Below are 23328 nucleotides of genomic sequence, written 5' to 3'. Positions count from 1 at the left end.
TCCCGATTGGCGCCGAAGCCCCGTCAGACGACACCCTCATGGCGTAAAGCGCCGCACACCACAGGCCGTTGGGCCCGGCGGCGCGATGGGCTATGGAGGAATGCGGCATGCGCAAGAGGCTGCGGGAGCGGCTGCGGTACTGGTTCGACGGGACGATGGACCGTGGCACCCCGGCGCTGATCGGCTGGCTGGGGCTGGCCTCATTGGCGTTGATCACCCTGGTCTCCGGGGCGGCGGTCGCCTTCGCCCACAACGACACCGAGGAGAACGGCGGCTGGCCGGGCATCGTCTGGATGAGCCTGCTGCGCACCCTCGACCCGGGCACGATGGGCGGGGACAGCGGCCGGCCGCTGTTCCTCGTCCTCATGCTCACGGTGACCATCGGCGGCATCTTCATCGTCAGCGCGCTGATCGGTGTGCTGACCACCGGCCTGGAGGCCCGGATCCAGCAGCTGCGCAAGGGCACATCGCGCCTGATCGAGCACGACCACACCGTTGTGCTGGGCTGGTCGGAGCAGGTGTTCACGGTGATAGCGGAGCTGGTGGAGGCCAATCAGAGCGAGCGGCGCTCCTGTGTGGTGGTCCTCGCCGACCGGGACAAGGTCGACATGGAGGACGAGATCCGGCGCCGCATCCCGGACACCGGGAAGACCCGGGTGGTCTGCCGCTCCGGCAGTCCGCTCCAGCGCGGCGACCTGGAGCTGGTGAGCCCGGACAGCGCCAAGGCCATCATGGTGCTCTCGCCCGTCGGGGACGACAGCGACATCGACGTCATCAAGTCGCTGTTGCTGCTGAACAGCCGCACCTGGACCGGGACCCGGCCCAATGTGGTGGCCGCCGTGCAGAGTTCGGCGAACCTGGCGGCCGCCCGGCTCGCCGCGGGGGACACCGCGCTGGTGATCGACGCCGATGACATCGCGGTCGGGCTGATCGTGCAGTCCCACCGCCAGTCCGGTCTCTCCACCGTCTTCAACGAACTGCTCAGCTTCGTCGGCAACGAGATCTACCCCTGGGACGAGCCCGCACTGACCGGCGCCACCTACGGGGAGTCGCTGAACGCCTTTGAGCTCGGTGTGCCCATCGGCGTGCACCGCGCGGACGGCGAGGTGCTGGTCAACCCTCCCATGGACACCGGGATCGGGCGCGGGGACCGGCTGCTGATGGTCGCGGAGGACGATCTGCTCATCAAGGCCACGGCCACCCGGCCCCGCGTCCTGCGCCCGGCGATGGCCCTGGCCGAGTTCCGGCCACCGGTGCCGGACCGGACGCTGCTGATCGGCTGGAACTCCCGCGCCGAGAAGATCATCGCGCAGCTCGACCTCCTGGTGAAACCCGGGTCGGTGGTGGACATCGCCGCCGCGCGCCAGCCCCGGGAGGAGGCGAACCGGGAGCTGAAGAACCTCACGGTCGGCTTCAAGTACTGCGAACCCACCCGCCGTCCGTCGCTGGAGGCACTCGGGCTGGACGGCTACCGCCACATCGTGGTGCTGACGGACGACGGGATCGACCCCGGCCGCGCCGACGACCGCACCCTGGTCACCCTGCTCCATCTGCGCGACATCGAGATCCAGCTCGGCGATCCGTACTCCATCGTCACCGAGATGCACGACGACGCCAACCGCGAGGTCGCGCAGGTCACCAAGGCCGACGACTTCATCGTCTCCACCAAGGTGATCAGCCTGCTGCTGACCCAGCTCACCGAGAACCGCCATCTGTACGCGGTCTTCGCCGACCTCTTCGACCCACAGGGCTCCGAGATCTACCTCAAACCGGCGCCCAGCTATCTGATACCCGGCGCGGAGGCCAACTTCGCCACCGTCATCGAGGCCGCCCGCCAGCGCGGTGAGACGGCCATCGGCTACCGGCTGGCCCGGCAGAGCGACGAGCCACCGCTCTACGGAGTCCATCTCAACCCGCCCAAGACCGCGCCGCTGACCCTGGAGGAGGGCGATACGGTCGTGGTCCTGGCCGAGGACTGAACGCGGGCGCGGGGTGTCAGCCGAGCGCGCGATGGGCACCGGGGGTGTGGCCGAAGGCCCGGCGGAAGACATCGATGAAGGCGCTGCTGGACGCCCAGCCGCAGCGATGGGCCACGGCCGTGACCGGGACGCCCTCGGCCAGCAGCCGCAGGGCGTGGTGCAGCCGCAGCTGGGTGCGCCACTGCGGAAAGGTCATCCCCAGCTCCGCCCCGCACAGCCGGGTCAGGGTGCGCTCCCCGACCCCGACCGCGGCGCCGAGCTGCCGCAGGGTCCGGTTGTCCGCCGGGTCGCCGTGGAGCACGGAACACACCGCCGCCAGGCGCGGATCCCTGGCGGCGGGCACATGCACCGGCTGCTCGGCACACCGGCGGAGCTGATCGAGCAGTACGGCCCGCAGCCGGCGGCGTTCGGCGCCGAGGTCCGCCGGCCGCGCGGTGTACTCGATGATCAGCTCGCGCAGCAGCGGGCCGACGCCGAGTACCGCGGGCTGCTCCAGCTGCAGCGGGTTGTCCGCCACCGCCAGCCCCACCAGATGGAGCTCGGTGGCGCCGTACGCGCGGTGCTCATGGACGGTCCCCGCCGGAATCCAGAGCGCCCGGTTGGCGGGCGCGATCCAGCTGCCCGCGTCGGTGGTGACCGCCAGCACCCCGCGCCCGGCGTAGACGATCTGGTGCTCGTCATGCCGGTGAGCGTCGATGCCACCACCGGCGGGCAGCGGGCGCTGGCCCGTCGTCGCCCGGGGAGTGTGGCGGATTCTCTCCATCGCGGCCTCATGGTATCGGCCACCGGAGCCGGTGGCCGGGGCGTGGATCCCGCCGCGGCCGTCAGCGGACGGCCAGGGCGCCGTCCACATCGGCGCCGTCCACGTTCATGATGGTGCCGGTGGTCCACCCGGCCCGGGGGGAGGCGAGGAAGGCCGCGGCGGCGGCCACCTCATGGGGTTCACCGGCCCGGCCCGGCGGATGGCCGTCCGGGGCGTGACCGGCTCCGTACCGCTCCCCGGCGCTCAGCGCGGTGAGGCGGTCCCGTTCACACGCCGGGGCGGGTACGGCGCCGGGGGCGATGCCGACCACCCGGACCCCGGACGGGCCCAGTTCATTGGCGAGCGCCCGGGTCATCGCGTTGATGGCGCCACGCGTGGCGGAGTAGGCCGCGGACGGCCGGTCGGCGGACGCCGTATGGGCCCAGTAGCTGCTGATGTTGATGATGCTGCCACGCCCCTCGATGAGCGCGGGCAGCAGCGCCTGCGCGAGGAGGAAGGGCACCCGGACATTGTGGTGCAGCATGGCGTCGAAGGAGTCGGCCGAGGTCTGGGCGAGCGGGCTGAAGTGTGCCGTGCCCGCGTTGTTGACCAGGGTGTCCACCCGCTCGGTGAGCGCGAGCACCTGACGTGCGGCGGCGGTGGCGGCGCCGGGGTCGGCGAGGTCCACGCGGAGTCCGCGTACGGTGGTGCCGTGTCCGGCCAGGGTGTGGCGGGCCCGCTCCAGCTTGTCCCCGTCATGGGCGAGCAGCACCAAGTGGGCGCCCGCCACCGCGAAGGCGTCCGCGATGGCGTAGCCGAGGCCCTCGGCAGCTCCTGTGATCACCGCGGTGGTGCCGGCGAGGTGGCTCATGCACGGGCTCCCTTCGAGGTGTCGGTCCTGTCGCGGCGGCCTCCCTGAACGGACAGATCTTGTCCGATTGGATCTTCAGCGTATGTATCCGGACAGATTCTGTCCATTTGATCGTGCGTCGGGCCGCCGTACGACCGTCGGGCCGCCGTACGACCGGCTCCGATGACACTTCCGTACCGCACACTGGGGTGCCATGGAGCTGCAGATCACCGCCACCTCGCCCGAGCATCCGGCGTCCCTGCTCGATCTGCCGTGGAACGTCCCGCTGGCGGAGTGGCCGGAGGAGCACCTGGTCGCGCTGCCCAGGGGCATCTCCCGCCATGTCGTCCGCTTCGCGCAGGCGGGCGGCGAGATCGTGGCGGTCAAGGAGGTCGGCGAGTGGGCGGCGGTGCGGGAGTACGGGCTGCTGCGCGATCTGGACCGGCTCGCGGTGCCCGCGGTGGACGCGCTCGCGGTGGTGACCGGGCGCACCGACGAGCACGGCGATCCGCTGGAACCGGCGCTGATCACCCGCCATCTGGTGGGGTCGCAGCCGTACCGGTCGATGTTCCAGACGACCATGCGGCCCAGCACCATCAGACGGCTGCTCGACGCGCTCGCCGTGCTGCTGGTGCGGTTGCATCTGGCGGGGTTCGCCTGGGGCGACTGCTCGCTGTCCAACACCCTCTTCCGGCGCGACGCGGGCGCGTACGCCGCCTATCTGGTGGACGCCGAGACCGGGCAGATCCAGCCGAGGCTCACCAGCGGACAGCGGGAGTACGACGTCGAGGTGGCGCGGGTGAACATCGCGGGCGAGCTGATGGACCTGGAGGCCGGCGGATCGCTGCACCCCTCGGTCGACCCGGTGCTCTTCGGCCAGGCCATCGTCGAGCGCTACTGCGACCTGTGGCATGAGCTGACCCGTCAGTCGGTCTATCCGGTCGCCCAGCGCCACGCCATCGACCAGCGTGTCCGGCGCCTGAACGACCTCGGGTTCGACGTCGCGGAGATGCAGATCGAGCGCTCGCCCGACGGCGACACCGTCACCTTCGTGCCCAAGGTCGTGGACGCGGGCCACCACCAGCGGCAGCTGCTGCGGCTGACCGGGCTCGACGCGGAGGAGAACCAGGCCCGCAGCCTCCTGAACGACCTGGAGACCTGGATGGCCACCCAGGACGACTACGCGCCCGGCGATCCGCTCGGCGCCCGCCCGGAGGTGCTCGCCCACCGGTGGGTCCGCGATGTCTTCCGGCCCACCGTGCGGACCGTCCCCAAGGAACTGCGCGGTGCCACCGACACCGCGCAGATCTACTACGAACTGCTGGAACACCGCTGGCTGTTGTCCGAGCGGGCCAGCCGGGACGTGGGCCTGGACGCCACCGTCGAGGACTACATACGGACCGTCCTGACCCACCAACCAGGCGGCTGAACGCCCTGCGGCCGGGCGGGTGTTCAGGACTTCGCGGTCAGCACGTCCCGGATCGACGCGATCACCCGCGGCGCCTGGTCGTTGAGGTAGAAGTGGCCGCCGGAGTAGACCTGGATGTCGAAGCCACCGGTGGTGTGCTCGCCCCAGGTGCGGGCCTCCTCGACGGTCGCCTTGGGGTCGGCGTCCCCCACATGCGCGTGGATGGGCGTCGCCAGCTGCGGGCCGGGGGTGTAGCGATAGGTCTCGGCCGCCTTGTAGTCGCTGCGGATCGCGGGCAGCACCATGCGGAGGACCTCGTCGTCGCCGAGGAGCTGGGTGTCGGTGCCGCTCAGCCCCTTCACCTCGGCGATCAGCCCGTCGTCGTCGCGGAGGTGGACGGACTCGTCACGGTGGCAGGACGGGGCGCGCCGCCCCGAGGCGAACAGCGCCACCGGCGTCACGCCCTTCTGCTCCAGGCGCAGGGCGACCTCGAAGGCCAGTGTGGCGCCCATGCTGTGGCCGAAAAGCGCCACCGGTTTGTCCGTATAGGGCAGCAGTTCAGGCACCAGCGCGTCGGCCAGTTCGGCGATGCTGTCTACGCACTTCTCGTGGCGCCGGTCCTGGCGTCCCGGGTACTGCACGGCGAGCACGTCGACCGTGGGCGAGAGGGCCTTGGAGACGGGGAAGTAGTAGGAGGCGGACCCGCCGGCGTGGGGCAGGCAGACGAGTCGCGTCGCCGCTGCCGGCGCGGGGTGGAACTGCCTGATCCACAGGCTTGTGCCGGTGGGGTTTGCGGTCACGTGATGTCCTTTCGTGCCGCTCGCTCTGCGGCGGCTGTCGGGTGGCTGTCACGCGCGTGCCTCGGGTCGCGCGCAGACCAGTAGACCACCCTGCCCGTCTCATCCGACCTGCGGCCACCCCTATTTCGGCCGGGAGTCCCCTAGTATTTCCCTCGTGTCGGTCATGTGTGGGAGACGGTGAGTCCGCCCCGTTCGGCCGTCCGCAGCGCCAGGGCCGCCAGCGCCTCGGGAGCCCCGGCCTGACCGCGGATTCCCGGGAAGGCATTGATGTCCACGATCAGTGGCGCGCCGCCGCCCGCGTCGATCAGATCCACGCCGTAGACGTCCAGCGAGAATACCGGACCGACCCGGAGCACCGGATCCAGGCAGCCCGGTGGCAGCGCGTCAAGGGCCAGCGGCAGGTTCGGACCGCGGCCGCCGGCCGCCAGCTCCGACCGGCGCAGCGCGGCGAACACCCGGCCCGCGACCACCCACAGCTTGTGGTCCCAGCCGTCGTTCGGGACGAAGTCCTGCACCACCACGGGTTCATCCGCCCAGTCCGCGGTCAGGGCACGCAGCTGTGCGGCCTCGTCCACGCGGGCCACCAGGTCATGGCGGCGGCTGTGACGGCTCTTGACGACGACGGGACGACGGGGCGGCTCCGCCGCCAGCCCGGCGAGGGAGGCCACGGTACGGGTGGGGGCGAACGGCAGACCGGCGCGGAGCGCGCGTTCGGCCATCGCCGTCCGGTCCTGGCACCACGCGGTGGCCGCGGCGGAGTTCACCACCGGGGCGCCACGCCGCTCCAGGGACCGGGCGAGCGCCAGCGCGGGCGGTGTCCGGGCCTTCAGCAGATACATGTCGGCGAGCTCCCCGGCGGAGGCCGGGTCCCGCGTCTTGGTTCCGTCGTGGCCACGCGGGTCGAGCGCCACCACCTCATGGCGTGGGGTGAGCAAGGCCGCGGCATCGGCGAGGAGTTGATGGCCGGGGTCGGCGGTGATCAGCCCGATCCTCATCGGCCGCCGCTCACCGTCGCCGTCATCCGGCTCGTGGCCGTGGGCGGCTCCGGAGTGTGCACCGGCGGCTCGGCTCCGGCGAGGGCGCCGACGAGCTCGGGCCCGGACCGGCCACCGCCCCCGCGTGCCAACTCCAGTACCGCGCGCCCCACCCGGGCCGCCGCGTCCGGCACCTCCTTGAAGCTGGGGAAATCGTTCACATCGACGACCACCGGCCCGTCCGGGCCCAGCAGCACGTCCACCCCGTACAGATCGAGGCCGTAGACCGCGCCGACCTCGGTGGCGATGGCCGCCACTTCGGCGGACAGCGGTACCCGCCGGCCGCGTGCGCTCCCGTCGGGGCCGAGCGGTGACACCCGCTCGGTGGCGTACAACTCCCCGCCCACGCAGTACACCTTGAGGTCGAGCCCTGAGTTCGGCACATACGGCTGGGCGATGAGCATGCCCTCCGCCGCCAGCTCGGCGCGCAGCGCGCTGAGCCGGTCCGGGGTCGGCACCAGCCGCACGGCCCGCCCCGAACTGCCGTCCGCGGGCTTGACCACCAGCGGGAACTCGGCCTCGGGTATCTCCTCCAGCGCCTCGGGCCGGGCCGCCGCGTAGGTGGGCGGCATCGGCAGGCCACGGCTGCGCCCGATGGCGGCCGCCAGGGCCTTGTCCCGTACGCCGCGGATGGAGCGGGCGTCGTTGACGGTGGTCAGCCCGACCGCCGCCGCGGCCTCCAGCAGCATCAGCCCGGGGCCTCCGGACACCGTCTTGAGCACCCAGGCGTCATGGCTGCCCGCCCGCACCGCGTCGGACATCCGCATCAGGGAACGACCCGGCCGGACCACGTCCACCTGGTGGCCCCAGGCGGAGAGCTGACGGATCACCTCACGCGGCATGCCGTCATGGCGATAGCGCTCCTCCACCAGAAAGCAGAGTCTCATCGGCCTTCTCCCTCGTCACCGGACAGGTTCCCGGGCCGCTGCCGAGAGTGTCCGGCGCGCCATGGCTCCTCAGGATGTCATCCGCCGTTCTTTTACGATCTCCTGGGCCAACCCATGGCCGTCGGTGGCCTGTTCATCGGCCCCTGATGGGGCCTGTTTATCGGGCTAAGTTTGCTTTATTCTGCTGAACATGACGCTGACGCGCAGGGAGCGGGAGATACTCGCGCTGCTGCGGCGGGACCCGCTGGCCGGTGCCCAGTCCATCGCCGACGCCCTCGGGACCACGCGGACCGCGGTCAATGTGCACCTCTCCAACCTGGGCAAGAAGGGCGCCATCCTGGGGCGCGGCTACATCCTGCGCCAGGAGCACGCGGTGGTGGTCATCGGCGGGGCCAACGTGGACATCAAGGTGCGCAGCGTCGCCCCCGTGGCGTACCGCACCAGCAACCCGGGGCGGTCCCACACCAGCCCCGGCGGGGTGGCCCGCAACATCGCCGAGAACCTCGCCCGGCTGGGCACCCCCACCCATCTCATCGCCGCCGTGGGGCAGGACGCGGCGGGGGAGCGGCTGCTGAGCGAGACCCAGGCCGCCGGGGTGCGCATCGAGCATGTGCACCGCGGTCCGCATCCCACCGGCACCTATACGGCGGTGCTGGACGCCGACGGCGATCTGGTCGTGGCCATCGCCGACATGGCCGCCACCGACGCGCTGGCCCCCGAGCACCTCCACACCGCGCGGGAACTCATCGGCAACGCCGGTCTGCTGGTACTGGACGGGAACCTCTCCACGCGGGTGCTCTCCTACGTCCTGGACATCGCGTCCGCCACCGGTGTCCAGACGCTGATCGACCCGGTGAGCGTCCCCAAGGCGGCGCTGCTGGCCCCGCTGTTCGCCGCCGGGCGGCCGGTCTTCGCCGTCACGCCGAACGTGGCGGAGCTGGGCGCGCTCGCCGGTCGGGACCTCGGCGGGGCAGCGGACGCGGACGACCCGGGGCTGCTCCGGGCCGTGGCCGCCCTCCATGAGCGCGGGGTGCGGCATGTGTGGGTGCGGCTCGGTGCGCGCGGCTCCCTGCTGAGCACCCTCGACGAGGGCCGGGTGCCGCTGGAGGCGCCACCGGCCGAGGTGCGGGACGTCACCGGGGCCGGTGACGCGATGCTCGGCGCGTTCGCCCACGCCCTGCTCGGTGGCGCCGACCCGGTGGACGCCGCCCGCTACGGCCACGCCGCCGCCGCGCTGACAGTGGCCACCTCCGCCACCGTACGACCCGACCTGACCCCGCGTCTGATCGAGGACGCGCTCGACGCCCCGCTGCGGAGGACCACATGACCACCCCCCACCCCCGGCTGACCCTCACCGAGGAGGTCGCGGAGGCCCTGCTCGACGGCCGTCCCGTGGTCGCGCTGGAGTCCACGATCATCAGCCACGGCATGCCGTATCCGCAGAACGTCGAGATGGCCACCGAGGTCGAGGAGATCATCCGCGCCGAGGGCGCGGTCCCCGCCACCATCGCCGTCCTCCACGGCAGGCCGCGCGCCGGTCTGGACCGGGCCGATCTGGAACTGCTCGCCACCAGCCCCGAGGTGGGCAAGGTCAGCGTGCGCGACCTCGCCCATGTCATCGCGCGCGGCGGCCATGGCGCGACCACCGTGGCGTCCACCATGCGGCTCGCCGCGCTCGCCGGGATCCGGGTCTTCGTCACCGGTGGCATCGGCGGAGTGCACCGGGGAGCGGAGCGGTCCTTCGACATCAGCGCCGATCTCACCGAGCTCGCCACCACCCCGGTGGCCGTCATCAGCGCCGGGGTCAAGAGCATCCTCGACATCGGACTGACCCTGGAGAAGCTGGAGACCCTGGGCGTTCCGGTGCTCACCTACGGCACCGACGACTTCCCCGCCTTCTACTCCAGGGTGAGCGGTTTCCGCTCCCCGCTGCGCGTCGACTCACCCGAGGAGATCGCCGCCACCATGCGGGCCCAGTGGGAGCTGGGCATGACGGCGGGGCTGAGCATCGCCAACCCGGTTCCCGAGGCCGAGGAGATCCCCGCCGAGCGGATCGACGGCATCATCGAGCGGGCCCTCGCCGAGCTGGCGGAGGCGGGGATCGGCGGCAAGGACGCGACCCCGTATCTGCTGGGCCGGATCGTGGAGTTGACGGAGGGGGAGAGCCTGCGGACCAATATCGCCCTGGTCAAGAACAACGCGCGCCTCGGGACGCGGATCGCGATCCACTACGCGGCCGGGACGAAGGGCGGGTCGTGACGCGCCGGCCTGGACGGCCCGATAATCGATTGCCGCCTTAAGGGGTCCGGTGCTGGGGTGGGCGCATGGACCGTGATGTGGTGCGTGAGCTGTACGACCGGGAGATGAGACTGGGTGCGCGGGCCGACGGCCCCGGCGTCCGGATCGAGCGCGTGGGCGCGGTGGTGCGGCAGACCGGTGGCCGCGACGACTGGAACGGCGTCCTGTGGTCGGATCTGGACGACGCCACCGCCGATGCGGCGATCGCCGCGCAGATACGGCACTTCGGGGGCGCGGACCGCGCGTTCGAGTGGAAGCTGTACGCGCACGACCGCCCCGGTGACCTCGGCGAACGGCTACGGGCCGCCGGACTCGTCCCCGAGCCCGAGGAGACGCTGATGGTCGCCCACGTGGCGGACCTGGACACCGCCATCGAACCGCCCGAGGGCGTCCGGTTGCTCCCGGTGGCCGACGCGGCCGGTGTGGAGCGGGTGGTGGACGTCCATGAGCGGGCGTTCGGCGACGACGGCGCCGCTCTCCGGCACCGGCTCCTCGCCCAGCTCGCCGAGGAGCCGGAGACGGTCGTCGCGGTGGTGGCCATGGAGGGTGACCGGCCGGTCAGCGCGGCGCGGATGGAGCTGCCGCCGGGGGTGCCGTTCGCCGGGCTCTGGGGCGGGGGCACCGTGCCGGAGTGGCGCGGCCGGGGCGTCTACCGCGCCCTGGTCGCCTTCCGGGCCCGTATCGCCGCCGATCGCGGCTATCGCTATCTCCAGGTGGACGCGTCCGGCCTGAGCCGACCGATCCTGAGCCGGCTCGGTTTCGTGCCCCTGACCACCACCACGCCGTATGTGTATCGGGCCTGATGACAGCCGGGGCCGGGGGCGGACGTGGCCAGGGGCCTTGTCGGTGGGGTGTTCTACGGTCGGGCCATGACGACCTCCGATGATGTCCGTGCCGTCGCCCTGTCGCTGCCGGAGACCACAGAGAAGATCGCCTGGTCGATGCCCACGTTCAGGGTCGCCGGGAAGATGTTCGCCACCCTGCCCGAGGACGAGACCTCGATGGCCGTCAGATGTCCCAAGGTGGAGCGGGAGGAGCTGGTGCTCGCGGAGCCGGGGAAGTTCTGGGTCGCCGCCCATGAGGCGAGCTCGGCCTGGGTGCGGGTGCGGCTCGCCGCGCTGGACGACCTCGATGAGCTGCGGGACATCCTGCTCGACTCCTGGCGGCAGGCCGCACCGGCCTCATTGCTCGAATGAGCACACCACGCGGCCCATGACTCCTCGAAATGTGGCGTTATGGGTGTTCGAGTAGATAACCGACACGGGTGAAAGTATGGACTTTTCCCGGTAATCGGAGTGCCGTCTTCCGCTGTGCGGGGTTCCCTGGAGGGGGAACAGCGAGGGAGGCCGCATGGTGCACGGCGGCAGGACGAACCGCCCCGCGGTGTGCGGCGGCCCGTGCGCGGCCGCCGTCCTTCTGCTGCTGGCGGCCACGCTGCTGCACGCCGTGCTGGCCCTGGGGGTCGTCCGCGCCTCGCCGTCCACCGGGCCGGAGCCGTCCACCGGGCCTGAGCGGTGCGCGACCGGGAAGGCCGGGGCGCCCTTGGCGCCCAATCGGGCCCCGGCCACGTCCGTGCCCGGTGGCGCCGGTGCGCCCGTCCCGGCTCGGGCCTTCGCCGCGTCCGCCCCCGCTCCCGGCGGTGCTCCCGCTCCCGGCGCCCCCGTTCCGGTGGCGCCGGAGGCCGAAGACGAGCGCTCCGCCTCCTCGGCATCGGCCGTGTTCTCCGCCCGGGACGGTGCCGGGCATCCGGCCCGGCACGCCGGGCGGGTGGCTCACGGCGCCTCGTTCGGCGCGCATCGGTCCCTCTCGACGTCCCTCGGCCCCTTCGTGCTCGACGCGTTCCGCGGTCGCCCCGCCGACCCGGCGCCGGGCGCCGGCGCGTTCGGCGCGGGGGGTGACGTCCCGGCCGGCCGGCTCTCCTCGCGGTCCGCCGTTCTGCGCTGCTGACCGGGACCGGGCCGTCCGTCATCCCGTTTCCGCGTCCGTCGCGGATCCCGGATCCGGTCCGGCCTGCCCGCTCAGCCGTAGGACGTCCGAGACCGCAGGAGTATCCGCATGCCCATCGATGTCTATGCCGCCATGCGCGCGATGCTGCGCGCGGAAGCCACCCGGAGCCCCGTCACCCCGCGGACCGGCACCGCCGATCCCTCGCCGCCCGCGGTGGATCCGGCCGCTCCCGCCCAGGTGGACGCCGCCGTTCGGGACACGTCAGCCGAGGGGGCCGTACCGGCTCCGTCGACCGTACCGGCTCCATCCGCCGTGCCGCGCCCCGTCCGCCGGGCCCGCCAGTCCCGGTACCTGTCGCGCTGCCGTGCCGTGCTGCGTGCCGTACGCCACGCCGTGTCGTCCTGCTTCGCCGGACGCGCGTCACGACAGGGCCGGTGACGCACAGGGCCGGTGATGCACAAGGCCGGTGACACAGGGCCGGTGACACACGGCCGGTGACACACGGCCGTTGAAACCGGCCACCGGGGGAGGGGAGCCGGAAGCACGGGTGCCGGGAGGTCACACCGGCCCGTCGTTCCGTCCGCCCTCCGGTGAATCCCCGCTCGAGAGCAACCGCTCGCGCTGCGCCACGGCCCAGGCGTAGCCGGGATTCAGCGCCACCGCACGCTCCAGATCCGCCAGCGCCTCCGCGCGTCTACCCAGGGCCTCGTTGGCCATCGCGCGGCTCCCCAGGGCCCAGGCGTAGCCGGGGTCGAGGGCCAGCGCCCGGTCGTAGACCGCGATGGCCTCCTCGTAGTGGCCCGCGAAGCGGTGGACATCGCCGCGTTCGCCGAGCGCTCCCGGGATGCCCGGCTCCAGCGCCTCCACCCGGTCCAGGTCCTCCAGCGCGCCCGCCGTGTCCCCCAGGGTGCTGCGGACCCGGGCCCGCCGGAGCAGTGCCCAGGTGTAGTCGCCATGTCGCTCGATGGCCCGGTCCAGGTCCGCCAGGGCCTCCTGGATCCGGCCGAGCGCCATCTTGGTCTGGCCGCGGCTGCCCAGGGCCACATGGTCCGCCGGATCGGCCTCGATCACCGGGTCGAGCCGGGCCAGCGCCTCCTCGTACCGGCCCGCCCGGCGGCAGGTCTCCCCGCGCTCCCGCTGCACCCAGGTCGAGCCCGGCTCCAGCGCGTCCACGCGGTCCAGCGCGTCCATCGCCGCGGTGAACTCCCCGGTCGCCCGGTGGACCACGGCACGCCCGAAGTGCGCGCGCACGTTCCCGGAGTCCAGCTCGATCGCCCGGTGGAAGTCCCCCAGCGCCCCGTCGAACTCCTCGACCGAACGGCGGTGCCAGCCCCGTACGACGAGGGCCGCGACCCGGGCGGCGGCGTCCAGTCCGGCCCGCGCCAGCAGCAGCCCCATCGCCTCGATACCGCGCCGCCGTTCGTCCGCCAGCGCCTCCACCAGGTGCCGCCCCCAGGCGCGCACCGCGTCCGAGTCGGCGTCCTCGCCCGCCTCGACCAGGGTGGTCGCCCAGCGCCTGGCCACCGCGGTGCCCGCGTCGCAGGCGCCGATCCCGTCCCGCAGCGCTCCGGGCAGCGCCGCCGACGGCCGTGCGCACAGCAGGTGGTACCACTCCTCCAGACGCGGTCCGCTCCAGGTGTCCAGCCGCCATCCGTCGTGCGGGTCGAGCCCTCCGGTGGCCACCTCCCGCCACCCGGCGAAGGTCTCCGCCAGCCGGGTGTGCGCCGCGCCCCACCGCTGCGGTGAGGTGGTCCGCTGCAGCCGCAGCATGGGGGCGCGGACCACATCGTGGTAGCGGGCCGCCCCATCGCGGTCGCCGATGAACGGAAGCGACCGCAGCCAGCCGAACAGCCCGGCCCCGTCGTCGTCCACCGCCGCCCTGAAGGTGTCCTCGTTCAGCCGCCGGGGCAGCGCGCCCGCCAGGGCGGCGGAGCGGCGCACCGGATCGCGCTCCCACTTCAGGAACCGGTCGACGGCGGTGGCGCTCGGGTCGTCCACGTCTCCGCCGGTCCCGGGGTTCTCGGCGAGGGTGGACACCAGGACCGGCAGCCGGCCGGAGAGCCGTAACACCTCCCGCACCACCGGCTCCTCGGTGATCCCCTTGGCGGTCAGCAGCTGCCGGGCCTCCGCCTCGGTGAACGGCTCCAGCGGCAGCTCCGCGACCACATCGGCCAGATCGCCCCAGCAGCCGGGGTCCAGCCGGGTCTGCCCGGCCAGCACCAGCACGGTGTTGGCGGGGAAGGTGCCCAGGCGTTCGCTGGTCAGCAGGGTGCGCAGCCAGGGGTCGAGCAGCGGTCCGAGGCGCTCGTAGGTGTCGAAGAGCAGCACCAGCCACGGCACCGCCGCGGCCGCCTCCGACAACTCCCTGACCAGCAGCGGGGACAGCGTCTCCACCGGGTCCAGCACCAGCTGGACGTCCTTGTGGTCGCGGAACCGCGAGCTGAGCGCCGCCCGCAGCCGGTCGGTGCCCTCGGCCAGCGGCACCGGATCGACGGCGCCCGCCAGCGCCCCGACACCCGGCACCAGGCCGAGCCCCGCGAGACCCGCCCGCGCGGCGGCCATACTGCCGGTGCTGGGCCCCTGCCGCTCGCTCTCCGCCGGTACCGACTCCGCCTCGTGGCGACGCTGCCGATAGGTGGCGAGCCGCCGGTCGAAGGACGTCAACTCCCGTCCCTGACGGGCGAATTGCTCACTGATCGCGGCCATCGCCTCGGGTACGGAACTCGCCGTCTCGTCGACGCGGGCGGTCAGCGCGCCGTACTCCTGACGGGCGGTCTGCTCCAGCCGGCGCGTCAGCCAGGTCTTGCCCACGCCCGCGTGGCCGTGCACATGGAAGACGAAGCGATGCCGCGCGTCCTCCGGCGGCAGCCCGAAATTGTCCCTGAACGCGTCGACTTCCCGGCGCCGGCCCACGAATCCGGCGTTCCTGCGCCGCTGGATCAGCTCCTGCATCGACGGCCGTGCCCGCCCCATCGGCCCCTCCTCCCCTTGGTGTCCAGTCTGCCAGTACGATCGGTGGGCGGGCTTATTGCGTACGACGTGCAGGTGCCCGGGCTATCGCATCAGGGCCGCGACCCCCGACGACCTCGACGCCGCCCGCGGTGTGATGCCCGACACCGTCTACCGCGACTTCGGAACCGGCTATGTGCCGCGCCGGCACGCCGACATCATCGATCCCGCCGCCGCGTATCTGAACGGCGCGCGCCACACCCTGCTGGTCGCGGTGGACGACAGTGACGGGGCGGTCGTGGCGACCGCCGCACTCGACCCCGGGGCCCGGCCCGGCCGCCCAACCCCCCTTGGCTGGCCGCGCGTTATCCGTCGGGCGAGACCGCCCAGCTGCGCCGGGTCTATGTGCGCCCCGAGCACCGGCGCCGATCCGGCGGTGCCGGGCGCCGAGCCGGGGGTGCTGCTCGGGCTGGTGCCCCGGCTGTCCGGCGGACTCGCCGAGACGGTGAACGCGGTGCCGCCCGTGCTCGCCGGGCTGCTGGTCGCCGGGGCGGCGGGCACGCGGTCGGTACACCTCCGCGCTCGCCGTGGCCGCCGTCGCCTGGGCCCCGCTGGCCACGCACACCGCCGCTGCCCGCGGTTCTGCCCCCGGTCGTCCGCCACGCGCTGCTGCGCCCGCCGCCGTGCCGGCCCTTCTGGGTCTCCTGGCGGTGACGGCGTCCGGCGGGGTGCGGTGGCCCCGCCGGCGCCCTCCGCATTGACGACTGCCCGGGGTGCGTCGGAGACTGACGGTCCGCGCGGAGTGAACCGAAGTTCACTCCGCGAACATGCCCTTGGGGCGAGGGACCGCAAAGGACATCCGATATGACCCTCCACCGCGATCTGTTGATCGATGGCAAGGACACCCCGGCCGCCTCGGGGCGCACCGCCGACGACCTCAACCCCTACACCGGGGAGGTGTTCGCCACCGTCGCGGCCGCCGGGGCCGAGGACGTGGCGCGTGCGGTGGCCGCCGCCGACGCCGCCTTCCCGGCCTGGGCGGAGCTGGCCCCGTTCGAGCGCCGTACGATCTTCCTGACCGCTGCGGACCTGCTGGAGTCGCGCGCCGGCCGGGCCGCCGCGATCATGGCCCAGGAGACCGGGGGCACCGCGCCCTGGGCCAGTTTCAACGTGGGCCTGGCCGCGAACATCCTCCGCGAGGCCGCCGCCGCGATCACCGCCCCGCGCGGTGAGGTGCTCAGCGCCCAGGAGGCGGGCGCGCTCGGTCTCGCCGTCCGCGAACCGGCCGGTGTCGTCGCGGCCTTCGCCCCCTGGAACGCGCCGGTCATCCTCGGTGTCCGCTCCGTCGCGGCACCCCTGGCGGCGGGCAATACGGTGGTGATGAAGCCCAGCGAGGACGCCCCGCTTGCCTGCGGGCTCTTCATCGCCGATGTGCTGCGCGACGCCGGGCTGCCCGACGGGGTGCTCAACGTGGTCACCAACGCCCGTGAGGACGCCGCCGAGGTGGCCGAGGCGCTCATCGCCGACCCCCGCGTACGGATCGTCAACTTCACCGGTTCCACCGGAGTCGGCAGGACCATCGGCTCACTGGCCGCGCGGCACCTCAAGCCGGCCGTGCTGGAACTGGGTGGCAAGAACGCCATCATCGTCCTGGACGACGCCGACGTGGACCACGCGGTGAACGCCGCCGCCTTCGGCGTGTTCATGAACTCCGGTCAGATCTGCATGTCGGGCGATCGGATACTCGTCCATGAGAGCCTCGCCGAGGAGTTCACCCCGAAGTTCTCCGCCAAGGTGGCCGCCCTGCCGTGCGGCGACCCCGCCGTACCGGCCACCGTGGTCGGCCCGCTGATCACGGCCGACTCGGCGCGCCGGGTGGCGGCCCTGGTGAGGGACGCGGTGGACAAGGGCGCCACGGTGCTGACCGGCGGTGGCGAACCGGACGGCGCGGTCCACCCGGCGACGGCGCTGAGCGATGTCACCCCGGACATGGACATCCACCACGCCGAGGCCTTCGGACCGGTCTGTGTGGTGGACACCTTCGCCGACGACGATCGGGCCGTGGCCCTGGCCAACGCCACCGACCACGGCCTGACCTGCGGCATCATCACCGAGAACGGGACCCATGGGCTCAAGGTCGCCCGCCGTATCCGGACCGGCATCGTGCACATCAACGACCAGTCGGTGGCGGACGAGCCCCAGGCCCCGTTCGGTGGCGTCAAGCACTCGGGGTACGGGCGGTTCGGCGGCCGCTGGGGGATCGAGGCGTTCAGCGACACCCGGTGGATCACCCTCGCCACCCAGCACGCCCACTACCCGTTCTAAGGGGGTGCGGCTCCGGCCGCTCCCCGGGGATACCTCAGCCTCTCCCCGGGCCCCTCAGCCGACCCCGGGAATGAGGGGCACGGCCCCGGGACGGCGCGCCGCCAGCCGCAGCGCCCTGACCGTGGTGCGCACCACCTGCTCCTTGGCGCGCGCGGCCGTGCCACCGCGCAGCACCGTCTCGCGCGGGGAGTCGTCCGCCCGCACCAGCTGGATCAGCCCGTCCCGGCGGCCGAGGCTCACGCACTGCGCCACGTAGCGGAAGCGCAACGGCTTGGGCTCCCGCCCGCGCGTCTCGGCGATGATCGAGGAGGCCGCGTGCGAACCGGACGGGATCGCGGTGGCGCAGGCCATGCGCAGGGCACCGGCGGCCGGGGCGGTCATGGCCGCCGCGTCGCCCACCGCGTAGATCTCCGGATGGGACACCGAGCGCAGGGTGGCGTCGACGCGGACTCGGCCGCCCGGGTCGAGGGCGATCCCGGCGGCCTCGGCCAGCGCGGTATTCGCGGTCATCGCGGTGGCCCAGACCACCGCGTCGGTGTCGACGTCCTCCGGGCGGGCCACCCGGCGGCCCTCCTCGATCCGGACACCGAGCCCGGTGAGCGTCGTACGGACATGGGCGCGGCCCTTCACCGACAGCCCCCCGCCGACCTCCTCGCCCGTGATCAGCCGGACCCTCCAGGCCTCGTGGCACTCGGCGATCTCGGCCGCGAGCTCGATGCCGGTGAGTCCCCCGCCGACCACCGTCAGCTCACCCGGGCCGTCCAGCAGCCGCTTGTGCAGCTCGTCCGCCGTCTCCGGGGTGTAGGCGCGCTCACCGGGGTCGGCGGTGCGGCTGCCGAGCGCGTACACGAGCCGGTCGTACGGGAGCCGGCGGCCGTCGTCGGTGGTGATCCGCCGGGCGGCCGGATCGATCCCGGTGGCGCGGGCGGCCACGTGGACGATCCCGGCCCGCCGGGTGAGCGCGTCGAGTGGATGCGTGATGTCGGGCCGTCCGACGGCCCGCTCGTGCAGCCGCACTCGCTCGGTGAAGGCGGGGCTCGGATCGACCAGGGTGACGCGGGTGTGCGGGGCCAGCCGCAGGGCGGCCATCAGCCCCGCATAGCCCGCGCCGAGCACTAGGACCTGCTGCTTCTCCATGTGGGCGGCCTCCTTGCCGGTCGGTGTTCACGAGGAGGACGACACGGCGACCCGAGATGTGACGGTGATGCCGGTCACAGGTTGGGCAGGTCGAGGTGGCGCAGCTTGTCGGGGTTGACGATCACGTCGATCTCGGTGATCAGGCCCTGGTGTACGGAGAACGCGAAGACCACGGCCTGCACGCTCGCGCTGTCGACGATGACCAGGCCCGGGGCGCCGTTGACGTCGCGGTGGTGCACCAGCATCGTGGCCGGGTCGAAGCCCCGGGCCAGCCGCTGGGCGAAGCGCGCCACCTTCTCGTTCCCCAGCACCGGGAGCCGGGCCGCCGCCACCTTGCCGCCGCCGTCCGAACGCCAGACGACCTCCGGATCCAGAATCTCCAGCAGCCCGTCCATGTCGCCGCCCATGACCGCTTGGAGGAACGCGTCCACGGCCCGCCGGTGCTCCTCGCGGTCCACCGAGCGCCGCGGCGCCTCCGCCCGGACCCGCTTGCGGGCGCGGGAGGCCAGCTGCCGTACGGACTCCGGGCTCCGGCCCACCACCTCGGCGATCTCGGGGAACGGCACCGAGAAGACATCGTGCAGGATGAAGGCGGTCCGCTCCGCCGGAGTCAGCCGCTCCAGCACGGTGAGCAGCGCGAGACCCACCGACTCGTCCAGCGTCACCCGGTCCTCCGGACCGCCGGCCGCCACCACCGGCTCGGGCAGCCAGGGGCCGACGTAACGCTCGCGCCGCACCCGCGCCGAACCCAGCAGGTCGTAGCAGATGCGGCTGATGACGGTGGTCAGATACGCACGGGGGTCGGCCACCTCGTCCGCGGGCAGCGCCTGCCAGCGCAGCCAGGTCTCCTGCACCGCGTCATCGGCGTCGGCGACCGAGCCGGTGATGCGGTACGCGACGGCCCACAGCCGGTCGCGCTGCTCTTCGAATGCGGTCAGCTCTGCCATGTCCCGATCCTCTCCTCGGCCTGAGAAGGAGGACGGGACAGCGGCCGGAAATGTGACAGCCGCCTCCGGGGGGCGCGCTCGTGCCAAGGGCCGGCGGGTTGGCGCGGGGGCCACGGCAGGCGTAAGCAGTAGATGTGCACTTGCGGCAAGGTCCCTCGGATCTGCGCCGGCCAAGGTGGCGGACCCGCGTCTTGGTCGTGATCCCCCTGCTGGTCATCGGGCTGATCACGCTCGGCGATGTGCTGGCACCGGCAAATGTCCGGCTCAGCCCGCTGCTGATCGCCGCCCCCGCCATGACCGCATCGTTCGCCGGTCCGGTGCTCACCGCGTGCGTCGGGCTGCTGGCCGTCGTCGCGCAGATCGCGGCGAACGCCTCGGAGGGGTTCCTCGGCCTTCCCGGCCGCCTGACCGAGGTGATCACCCTGGCCCTGGTCTCGGCGATGATCGTGCTGTTCCGGGCGGTTCTCGACCGGCACATGCGCGAGCTGAACCGGGTGCGGGCGGTGGCCGATGTGGCGCAGCGGGTGCTGCTGCGCCCGCTCCCTGTCAGGGTCGGCCCGCTGCTGATCGCCTCGGTCTACCTCGCGGCCGAGCCGGGGGCGGAGATCGGCGGCGATCTGTACGCGGCGGCGCGCACCTCGAACGCCACCCGGCTGATCATCGGCGATGTCCGGGGCAGTGGGCTGACCGCCGTCGCGGACGCCTCCCTGGTGCTCGGCGCCTTCCGCGCGATCGCCCACTGGCCCGTACCGCTGACCGATCTGGCGTCCCACCTGGACACCGCGCTGTCCGCGGAGCGGACCGAACCCCGTGACAAGGAGCCCGGGGCGGGGGAGTCGTTCGTCACCGCCGCCGTGCTGGAGATCCCCGACGACCGGCCGGTGGTCCGCCTCGTCAACTGCGGGCATCCGCCGCCGCTCCTGCTGTGCGACTCCGGGGTCAAGGCCCTGGAGGGCCAGGCGCCCGCACTGCCGCTGGGCCTCGGCCACCTGGCGGCCGGCCGCTACCACACCGAGGACTTCCCGTTCGACGAGGGCGATCAGTTGCTGCTCTACACCGACGGGGTGGTCGAGGCGCGAAACAGCGAGGGCGCCTTCTTCCCGCTCGCCGAGCGGCTCCCCGGAGCGGACGGCGGCGGCCCCCAGTACCTCGTCGACCGTCTGCACCGCGATCTGCTCAGCCACACAGGAGGACACCAGGGCGACGACGCCGCCCTGGTCGTCCTCGAACGCCATCGGGTGGAGCGCTGACGCACCCGGTGGCGCCGGGCGCCGCCCGGAAGCCGTGGCCGGGCCGCGGTGTCCGCTCGCGGCACCGCCCAGGAACGGACATCGGCCTCGATCGCTCGTAAACTGGTCATATGGGCAGCGGGAACGAGGGCCCGAATCAGGGCCCCGAGGACTTCGGGCCGGATCCACTCGGCGACTTCCTCGCACGCTTCCTCGGAACCGGGCCGGCCGGGCGGCGGCCCGATTCACGCCATGTCGACTTCGGCCGGCTGATGAGCGAGAACGCACGCCATCTCGTCTCGGCCGCCGCCTCCTACGCCGCCGAACACGGCAGTACCGACCTCGACACCGAACATCTGCTGCGGGCGGCGCTCTCCGCCGAGCCCACCCGCACCATGGTCTCGCGCGCCGGAGCCGACCCCGACCGGATCGCCGCCGAGATCGACCGGGAGGCGGGCGGCGGGCCGCCGCGCAACTCGGTCGCCGTCACCCCGGCCGTCAAACGTGCGTTGCTCGACGCCCATGAGATAGCCCGCTCGCGCGGCGCCTCGTACATCGGCCCCGAACACGTACTGATCGCGCTCGCCGCCAACCGTGAGTCCACCGCCGGGCAGATCCTGGGCGCCGCCCGCTTCGAACCCCGGGCCCCCGGCCCGCCGACCGGCGGCCTCACCCCGAGCGCCCCCACGGCAGACCAGAGGCCCGTCATGGACCAGCGGAAGACCCCGAACCTCGACCGGTTCGGCCGCGACCTGACCGAACTGGCCCGCGAGGGGCGGATCGACCCGGTGATCGGCCGCGACGAGGAGATCGAGCAGAGCATCGAGGTGCTCGCCAGGCGCGGCAAGAACAACCCCGTCCTCATCGGCGAGGCCGGAGTCGGCAAGACGGCCGTCGTCGAAGGGCTCGCCCAGCGGATCGCCGACGCCGATGTGCCGGACATCCTGCTCGGCCGCCGCGTCGTCCAGCTCGACATCGCGAGCGTCGTGGCCGGCACCCGCTTCCGCGGCGACTTCGAGCAGCGCGTCACCAGCATCGTCGACGAGATCCGCGCCAACTCCGACGACTTGATCATCTTCATCGATGAGCTGCACACGGTGGTCGGCGCCGGCGGCGGTGGCTCCGAGGGCGGCCAGATGGACGCCAGCAACCTTCTCAAACCCGCGCTGTCCCGCGGCGAACTGCATGTGATCGGCGCGACCACCCTCCGGGAGTACCGCCAGTACATCGAGAAGGACGCCGCGCTCGCCCGCCGCTTCCAGCCCATCATGGTCCCCGAGCCGACCTCCGCGGACGCCGTCGCCATCCTGCGCGGCCTCCGTGACCGCTACGAGGCCCATCACCAGGTCCGCTACACCGACGAGGCCCTGCTCGCCGCCGTCGAGCTGTCCGACCGCTATCTGACCGACCGTTTCCTGCCCGACAAGGCCATCGACCTCATGGACCAGGCGGGGGCCCGGGTACGGCTGCGCTCCAGCGCCCGCGGCACCGATCTGCGCGCCCTGGAGCGGGAGGTCGAGCAGCTCACCCGGGACAAGGACCAGGCCGTCGCATCCGAGAGCTATGAACGCGCCACCTCCCTGCGGGACCGGATCGCCGAGCTGAACAACCGGATCGCGCAGGCATCCGGAACGCAGTACCACGGCGGGCGCGTCGCCGAGGTCACCGTCGAGGACATCGCCGAGATCGTCTCCCGGCAGACCGGGATCCCCGTCTCCAGCCTCACCCAGGAGGAGCGCGAACGGCTGCTGAGCCTGGAGGAGCACCTCCACCGCCGGGTGGTCGGGCAGGAGGAGGCCGTGTCCGCCGTGGCCGACGCGGTCCTGCGCGCCCGCGCCGGACTCGCCGACCCCAACCGCCCCAGCGGCAGCTTCCTCTTCCTCGGCCCCACCGGCGTCGGCAAGACCGAACTCGCCCGCGCACTGGCCGAGGCGCTCTTCGGCAGCGAGGACCGCATGGTCCGCCTCGACATGAGCGAGTACCAGGAGAAGCACACCGTCAGCCGGCTGGTCGGCGCGCCACCCGGATACGTCGGGCACGAGGAGGCCGGACAGCTCACCGAGGCGGTGCGCCGCCAGCCCTACTCGCTGCTGCTCATGGACGAGGTGGAGAAGGCCCACCCCGATGTCTTCAACATCCTGCTCCAGGTGCTCGACGACGGCAGGCTGACGGACGCCCAGGGCCGCACCATCGACTTCAAGAACACCGTCATCGTGATGACCAGCAACCTCGGCTCGGAGACCATCACCGGCCGCGGTGGCCCTCTGGGCTTCGGCGGCGGCGGTGACGAGGAGGCCGACAACGCGGCGCGCCGGGAGCGGGTGCTGCGCCCGCTGCGGGAGCACTTCCGGCCGGAGTTCCTCAACCGTATCGACGAGATCATCATCTTCCGCCGGCTCGCCGACGACCAGCTGCGGCAGATCGCCGATGTGCTGCTGGAGGAGACCCGGCGCCGGCTGCACGCCCAGGACGTCGGCGTGGAGTTCACCCTGGCCGCCGTCGACTGGCTGGCCACCCACGGACACCAGCCGGAGTACGGCGCCCGGCCGCTGCGCCGCACCATCCAGCGCGAGGTCGACAATCCGCTCTCCCGGATGCTGCTCGGCGGCGAGCTGCCCGCGCACAGCCAGGTCCGGGTCGATGTGCACGACGACCGGCTGACCTTCCACACACAGGAGGCCACCGAGCCGACGGGTCAGCTCGGTCCGCCGGGCCACACGGAGCGGCCGGGCGGGACGGAGCAGCCGGAGCGGTAGCGCCACCCGGGGAGCGGTAGCGCCACCCGGGGCGAGCCCG

The 23328-nt window shown here is 72.8% G+C and carries 19 protein-coding genes and 1 pseudogene; 12 read left to right on the top strand and 8 right to left on the bottom strand.

Translation table 11 applies throughout. The features are described from left to right. Positions 1-107 precede the first annotated feature (107 nt). Positions 108-1979, top strand: a complete 1872-nt coding sequence (locus J2Z30_RS14145) for a CASTOR/POLLUX-related putative ion channel (protein WP_044567816.1) — start codon at positions 108-110, stop codon at positions 1977-1979. Positions 1980-1995: 16 nt separating this feature from the next. Here the strand turns inward: J2Z30_RS14145 and J2Z30_RS14140 are convergent, their stop codons facing one another. Continuing rightward, positions 1996-2742 carry an AraC family transcriptional regulator gene (locus J2Z30_RS14140; RefSeq protein ID WP_044580897.1) on the bottom strand — a complete coding sequence of 249 codons (747 nt, stop codon included), beginning with the start codon at positions 2740-2742 and terminating at the stop codon, positions 1996-1998. Positions 2743-2803: 61 nt separating this feature from the next. Then, entirely contained in the window at positions 2804-3592 is a 789-nt protein-coding gene (locus J2Z30_RS14135; RefSeq protein WP_044567815.1) for an SDR family NAD(P)-dependent oxidoreductase, read from the bottom strand. A gap of 193 nt (positions 3593-3785) precedes the next feature. On the opposite strand from J2Z30_RS14135, the gene J2Z30_RS14130 reads away from it, so the two are divergent. Further along, positions 3786-5000, top strand: a complete 1215-nt coding sequence (locus J2Z30_RS14130; protein ID WP_044567814.1) for a DUF4032 domain-containing protein — start codon at positions 3786-3788, stop codon at positions 4998-5000. 23 nt (positions 5001-5023) lie between these two features. Here J2Z30_RS14130 and J2Z30_RS14125 read toward each other — a convergent pair whose 3' ends face one another. From J2Z30_RS14125 to J2Z30_RS14115, 3 genes are all read right to left on the bottom strand, one after another. After that, complete coding sequence (locus tag J2Z30_RS14125; RefSeq protein ID WP_044567813.1) at positions 5024-5779, bottom strand: thioesterase II family protein; 756 nt, start codon at positions 5777-5779, stop codon at positions 5024-5026. Between the two features lie 161 nt (positions 5780-5940). Beyond that, positions 5941-6774, bottom strand: a complete 834-nt coding sequence (locus J2Z30_RS14120) for an ATP-grasp domain-containing protein (RefSeq protein WP_044567812.1) — start codon at positions 6772-6774, stop codon at positions 5941-5943. Continuing rightward, positions 6771-7700 (bottom strand): ATP-grasp domain-containing protein, encoded by a 930-nt coding sequence (locus tag J2Z30_RS14115; protein ID WP_044567811.1) that lies wholly within the window; start codon positions 7698-7700, stop codon positions 6771-6773. Before J2Z30_RS14115 ends, J2Z30_RS14120 begins: the two co-directional genes overlap by 4 nt. Positions 7701-7890: 190 nt before the next feature. Here J2Z30_RS14115 and J2Z30_RS14110 point away from each other — a divergent pair, with 190 nt between their 5' ends. The 6 genes from J2Z30_RS14110 to J2Z30_RS14085 all read left to right on the top strand — a co-directional run bounded on the left by J2Z30_RS14110 (position 7891) and on the right by J2Z30_RS14085 (position 12383). Next, positions 7891-9027, top strand: a complete 1137-nt coding sequence (locus J2Z30_RS14110; protein ID WP_044567810.1) for a PfkB family carbohydrate kinase — start codon at positions 7891-7893, stop codon at positions 9025-9027. After that, complete coding sequence (locus J2Z30_RS14105; RefSeq protein WP_044567809.1) at positions 9024-9959, top strand: pseudouridine-5'-phosphate glycosidase; 936 nt, start codon at positions 9024-9026, stop codon at positions 9957-9959. Before J2Z30_RS14110 ends, J2Z30_RS14105 begins: the two co-directional genes overlap by 4 nt. A gap of 65 nt (positions 9960-10024) precedes the next feature. After that, positions 10025-10801 carry a GNAT family N-acetyltransferase gene (locus J2Z30_RS14100; protein ID WP_044567808.1) on the top strand — a complete coding sequence of 259 codons (777 nt, stop codon included), beginning with the start codon at positions 10025-10027 and terminating at the stop codon, positions 10799-10801. A gap of 66 nt (positions 10802-10867) precedes the next feature. Then, on the top strand, positions 10868-11194 hold the full coding sequence (locus J2Z30_RS14095) for an MmcQ/YjbR family DNA-binding protein (RefSeq protein WP_044580895.1): 327 nt from the start codon (positions 10868-10870) through the stop codon (positions 11192-11194). A gap of 154 nt (positions 11195-11348) precedes the next feature. Continuing rightward, positions 11349-11945, top strand: a complete 597-nt coding sequence (locus J2Z30_RS14090; RefSeq protein WP_044567807.1) for a hypothetical protein — start codon at positions 11349-11351, stop codon at positions 11943-11945. A 108-nt stretch (positions 11946-12053) separates the two neighbouring features. Beyond that, entirely contained in the window at positions 12054-12383 is a 330-nt protein-coding gene (locus J2Z30_RS14085; RefSeq protein ID WP_044567806.1) for a hypothetical protein, read from the top strand. A gap of 120 nt (positions 12384-12503) precedes the next feature. Here J2Z30_RS14085 and J2Z30_RS14080 read toward each other — a convergent pair whose 3' ends face one another. Next, positions 12504-14918, bottom strand: a complete 2415-nt coding sequence (locus J2Z30_RS14080) for a tetratricopeptide repeat protein (protein WP_044567805.1) — start codon at positions 14916-14918, stop codon at positions 12504-12506. Between the two features lie 133 nt (positions 14919-15051). Here J2Z30_RS14080 and J2Z30_RS51680 point away from each other — a divergent pair. Together J2Z30_RS51680 and J2Z30_RS14075 are read left to right on the top strand one after the other, a co-directional pair. Further along, positions 15052-15608 (top strand): annotated as a pseudogene (locus J2Z30_RS51680) (GNAT family N-acetyltransferase). Positions 15609-15758: 150 nt separating this feature from the next. After that, entirely contained in the window at positions 15759-17219 is a 1461-nt protein-coding gene (locus J2Z30_RS14075; protein WP_044567804.1) for an aldehyde dehydrogenase family protein, read from the top strand. Positions 17220-17273: 54 nt separating this feature from the next. Here J2Z30_RS14075 and J2Z30_RS14070 read toward each other — a convergent pair whose 3' ends face one another. Then, positions 17274-18356, bottom strand: a complete 1083-nt coding sequence (locus J2Z30_RS14070; RefSeq protein WP_044567803.1) for an NAD(P)/FAD-dependent oxidoreductase — start codon at positions 18354-18356, stop codon at positions 17274-17276. A gap of 74 nt (positions 18357-18430) precedes the next feature. Beyond that, entirely contained in the window at positions 18431-19303 is an 873-nt protein-coding gene (gene sigJ / locus J2Z30_RS14065; protein WP_044567802.1) for an RNA polymerase sigma factor SigJ, read from the bottom strand. Positions 19304-19494: 191 nt separating this feature from the next. Here sigJ and J2Z30_RS14060 point away from each other — a divergent pair, with 191 nt between their 5' ends. Together J2Z30_RS14060 and J2Z30_RS14055 are read left to right on the top strand one after the other, a co-directional pair. Further along, positions 19495-20553 carry a PP2C family protein-serine/threonine phosphatase gene (locus J2Z30_RS14060; RefSeq protein ID WP_245387989.1) on the top strand — a complete coding sequence of 353 codons (1059 nt, stop codon included), beginning with the start codon at positions 19495-19497 and terminating at the stop codon, positions 20551-20553. A gap of 110 nt (positions 20554-20663) precedes the next feature. Beyond that, positions 20664-23288: an ATP-dependent Clp protease ATP-binding subunit gene (locus J2Z30_RS14055; RefSeq protein ID WP_044567801.1), complete on the top strand. Its 2625-nt coding sequence runs from the start codon at positions 20664-20666 to the stop codon at positions 23286-23288. The last annotated feature ends 40 nt before the right edge of the window (positions 23289-23328 follow it).

Source organism: Streptomyces iranensis, from assembly GCF_017874715.1.
GTDB classification, from domain to species: domain Bacteria; phylum Actinomycetota; class Actinomycetes; order Streptomycetales; family Streptomycetaceae; genus Streptomyces; species Streptomyces iranensis.
Note: the sequence above shows the minus strand (reverse complement) of the source record. Positions and strands in the feature narration are given on the sequence as shown.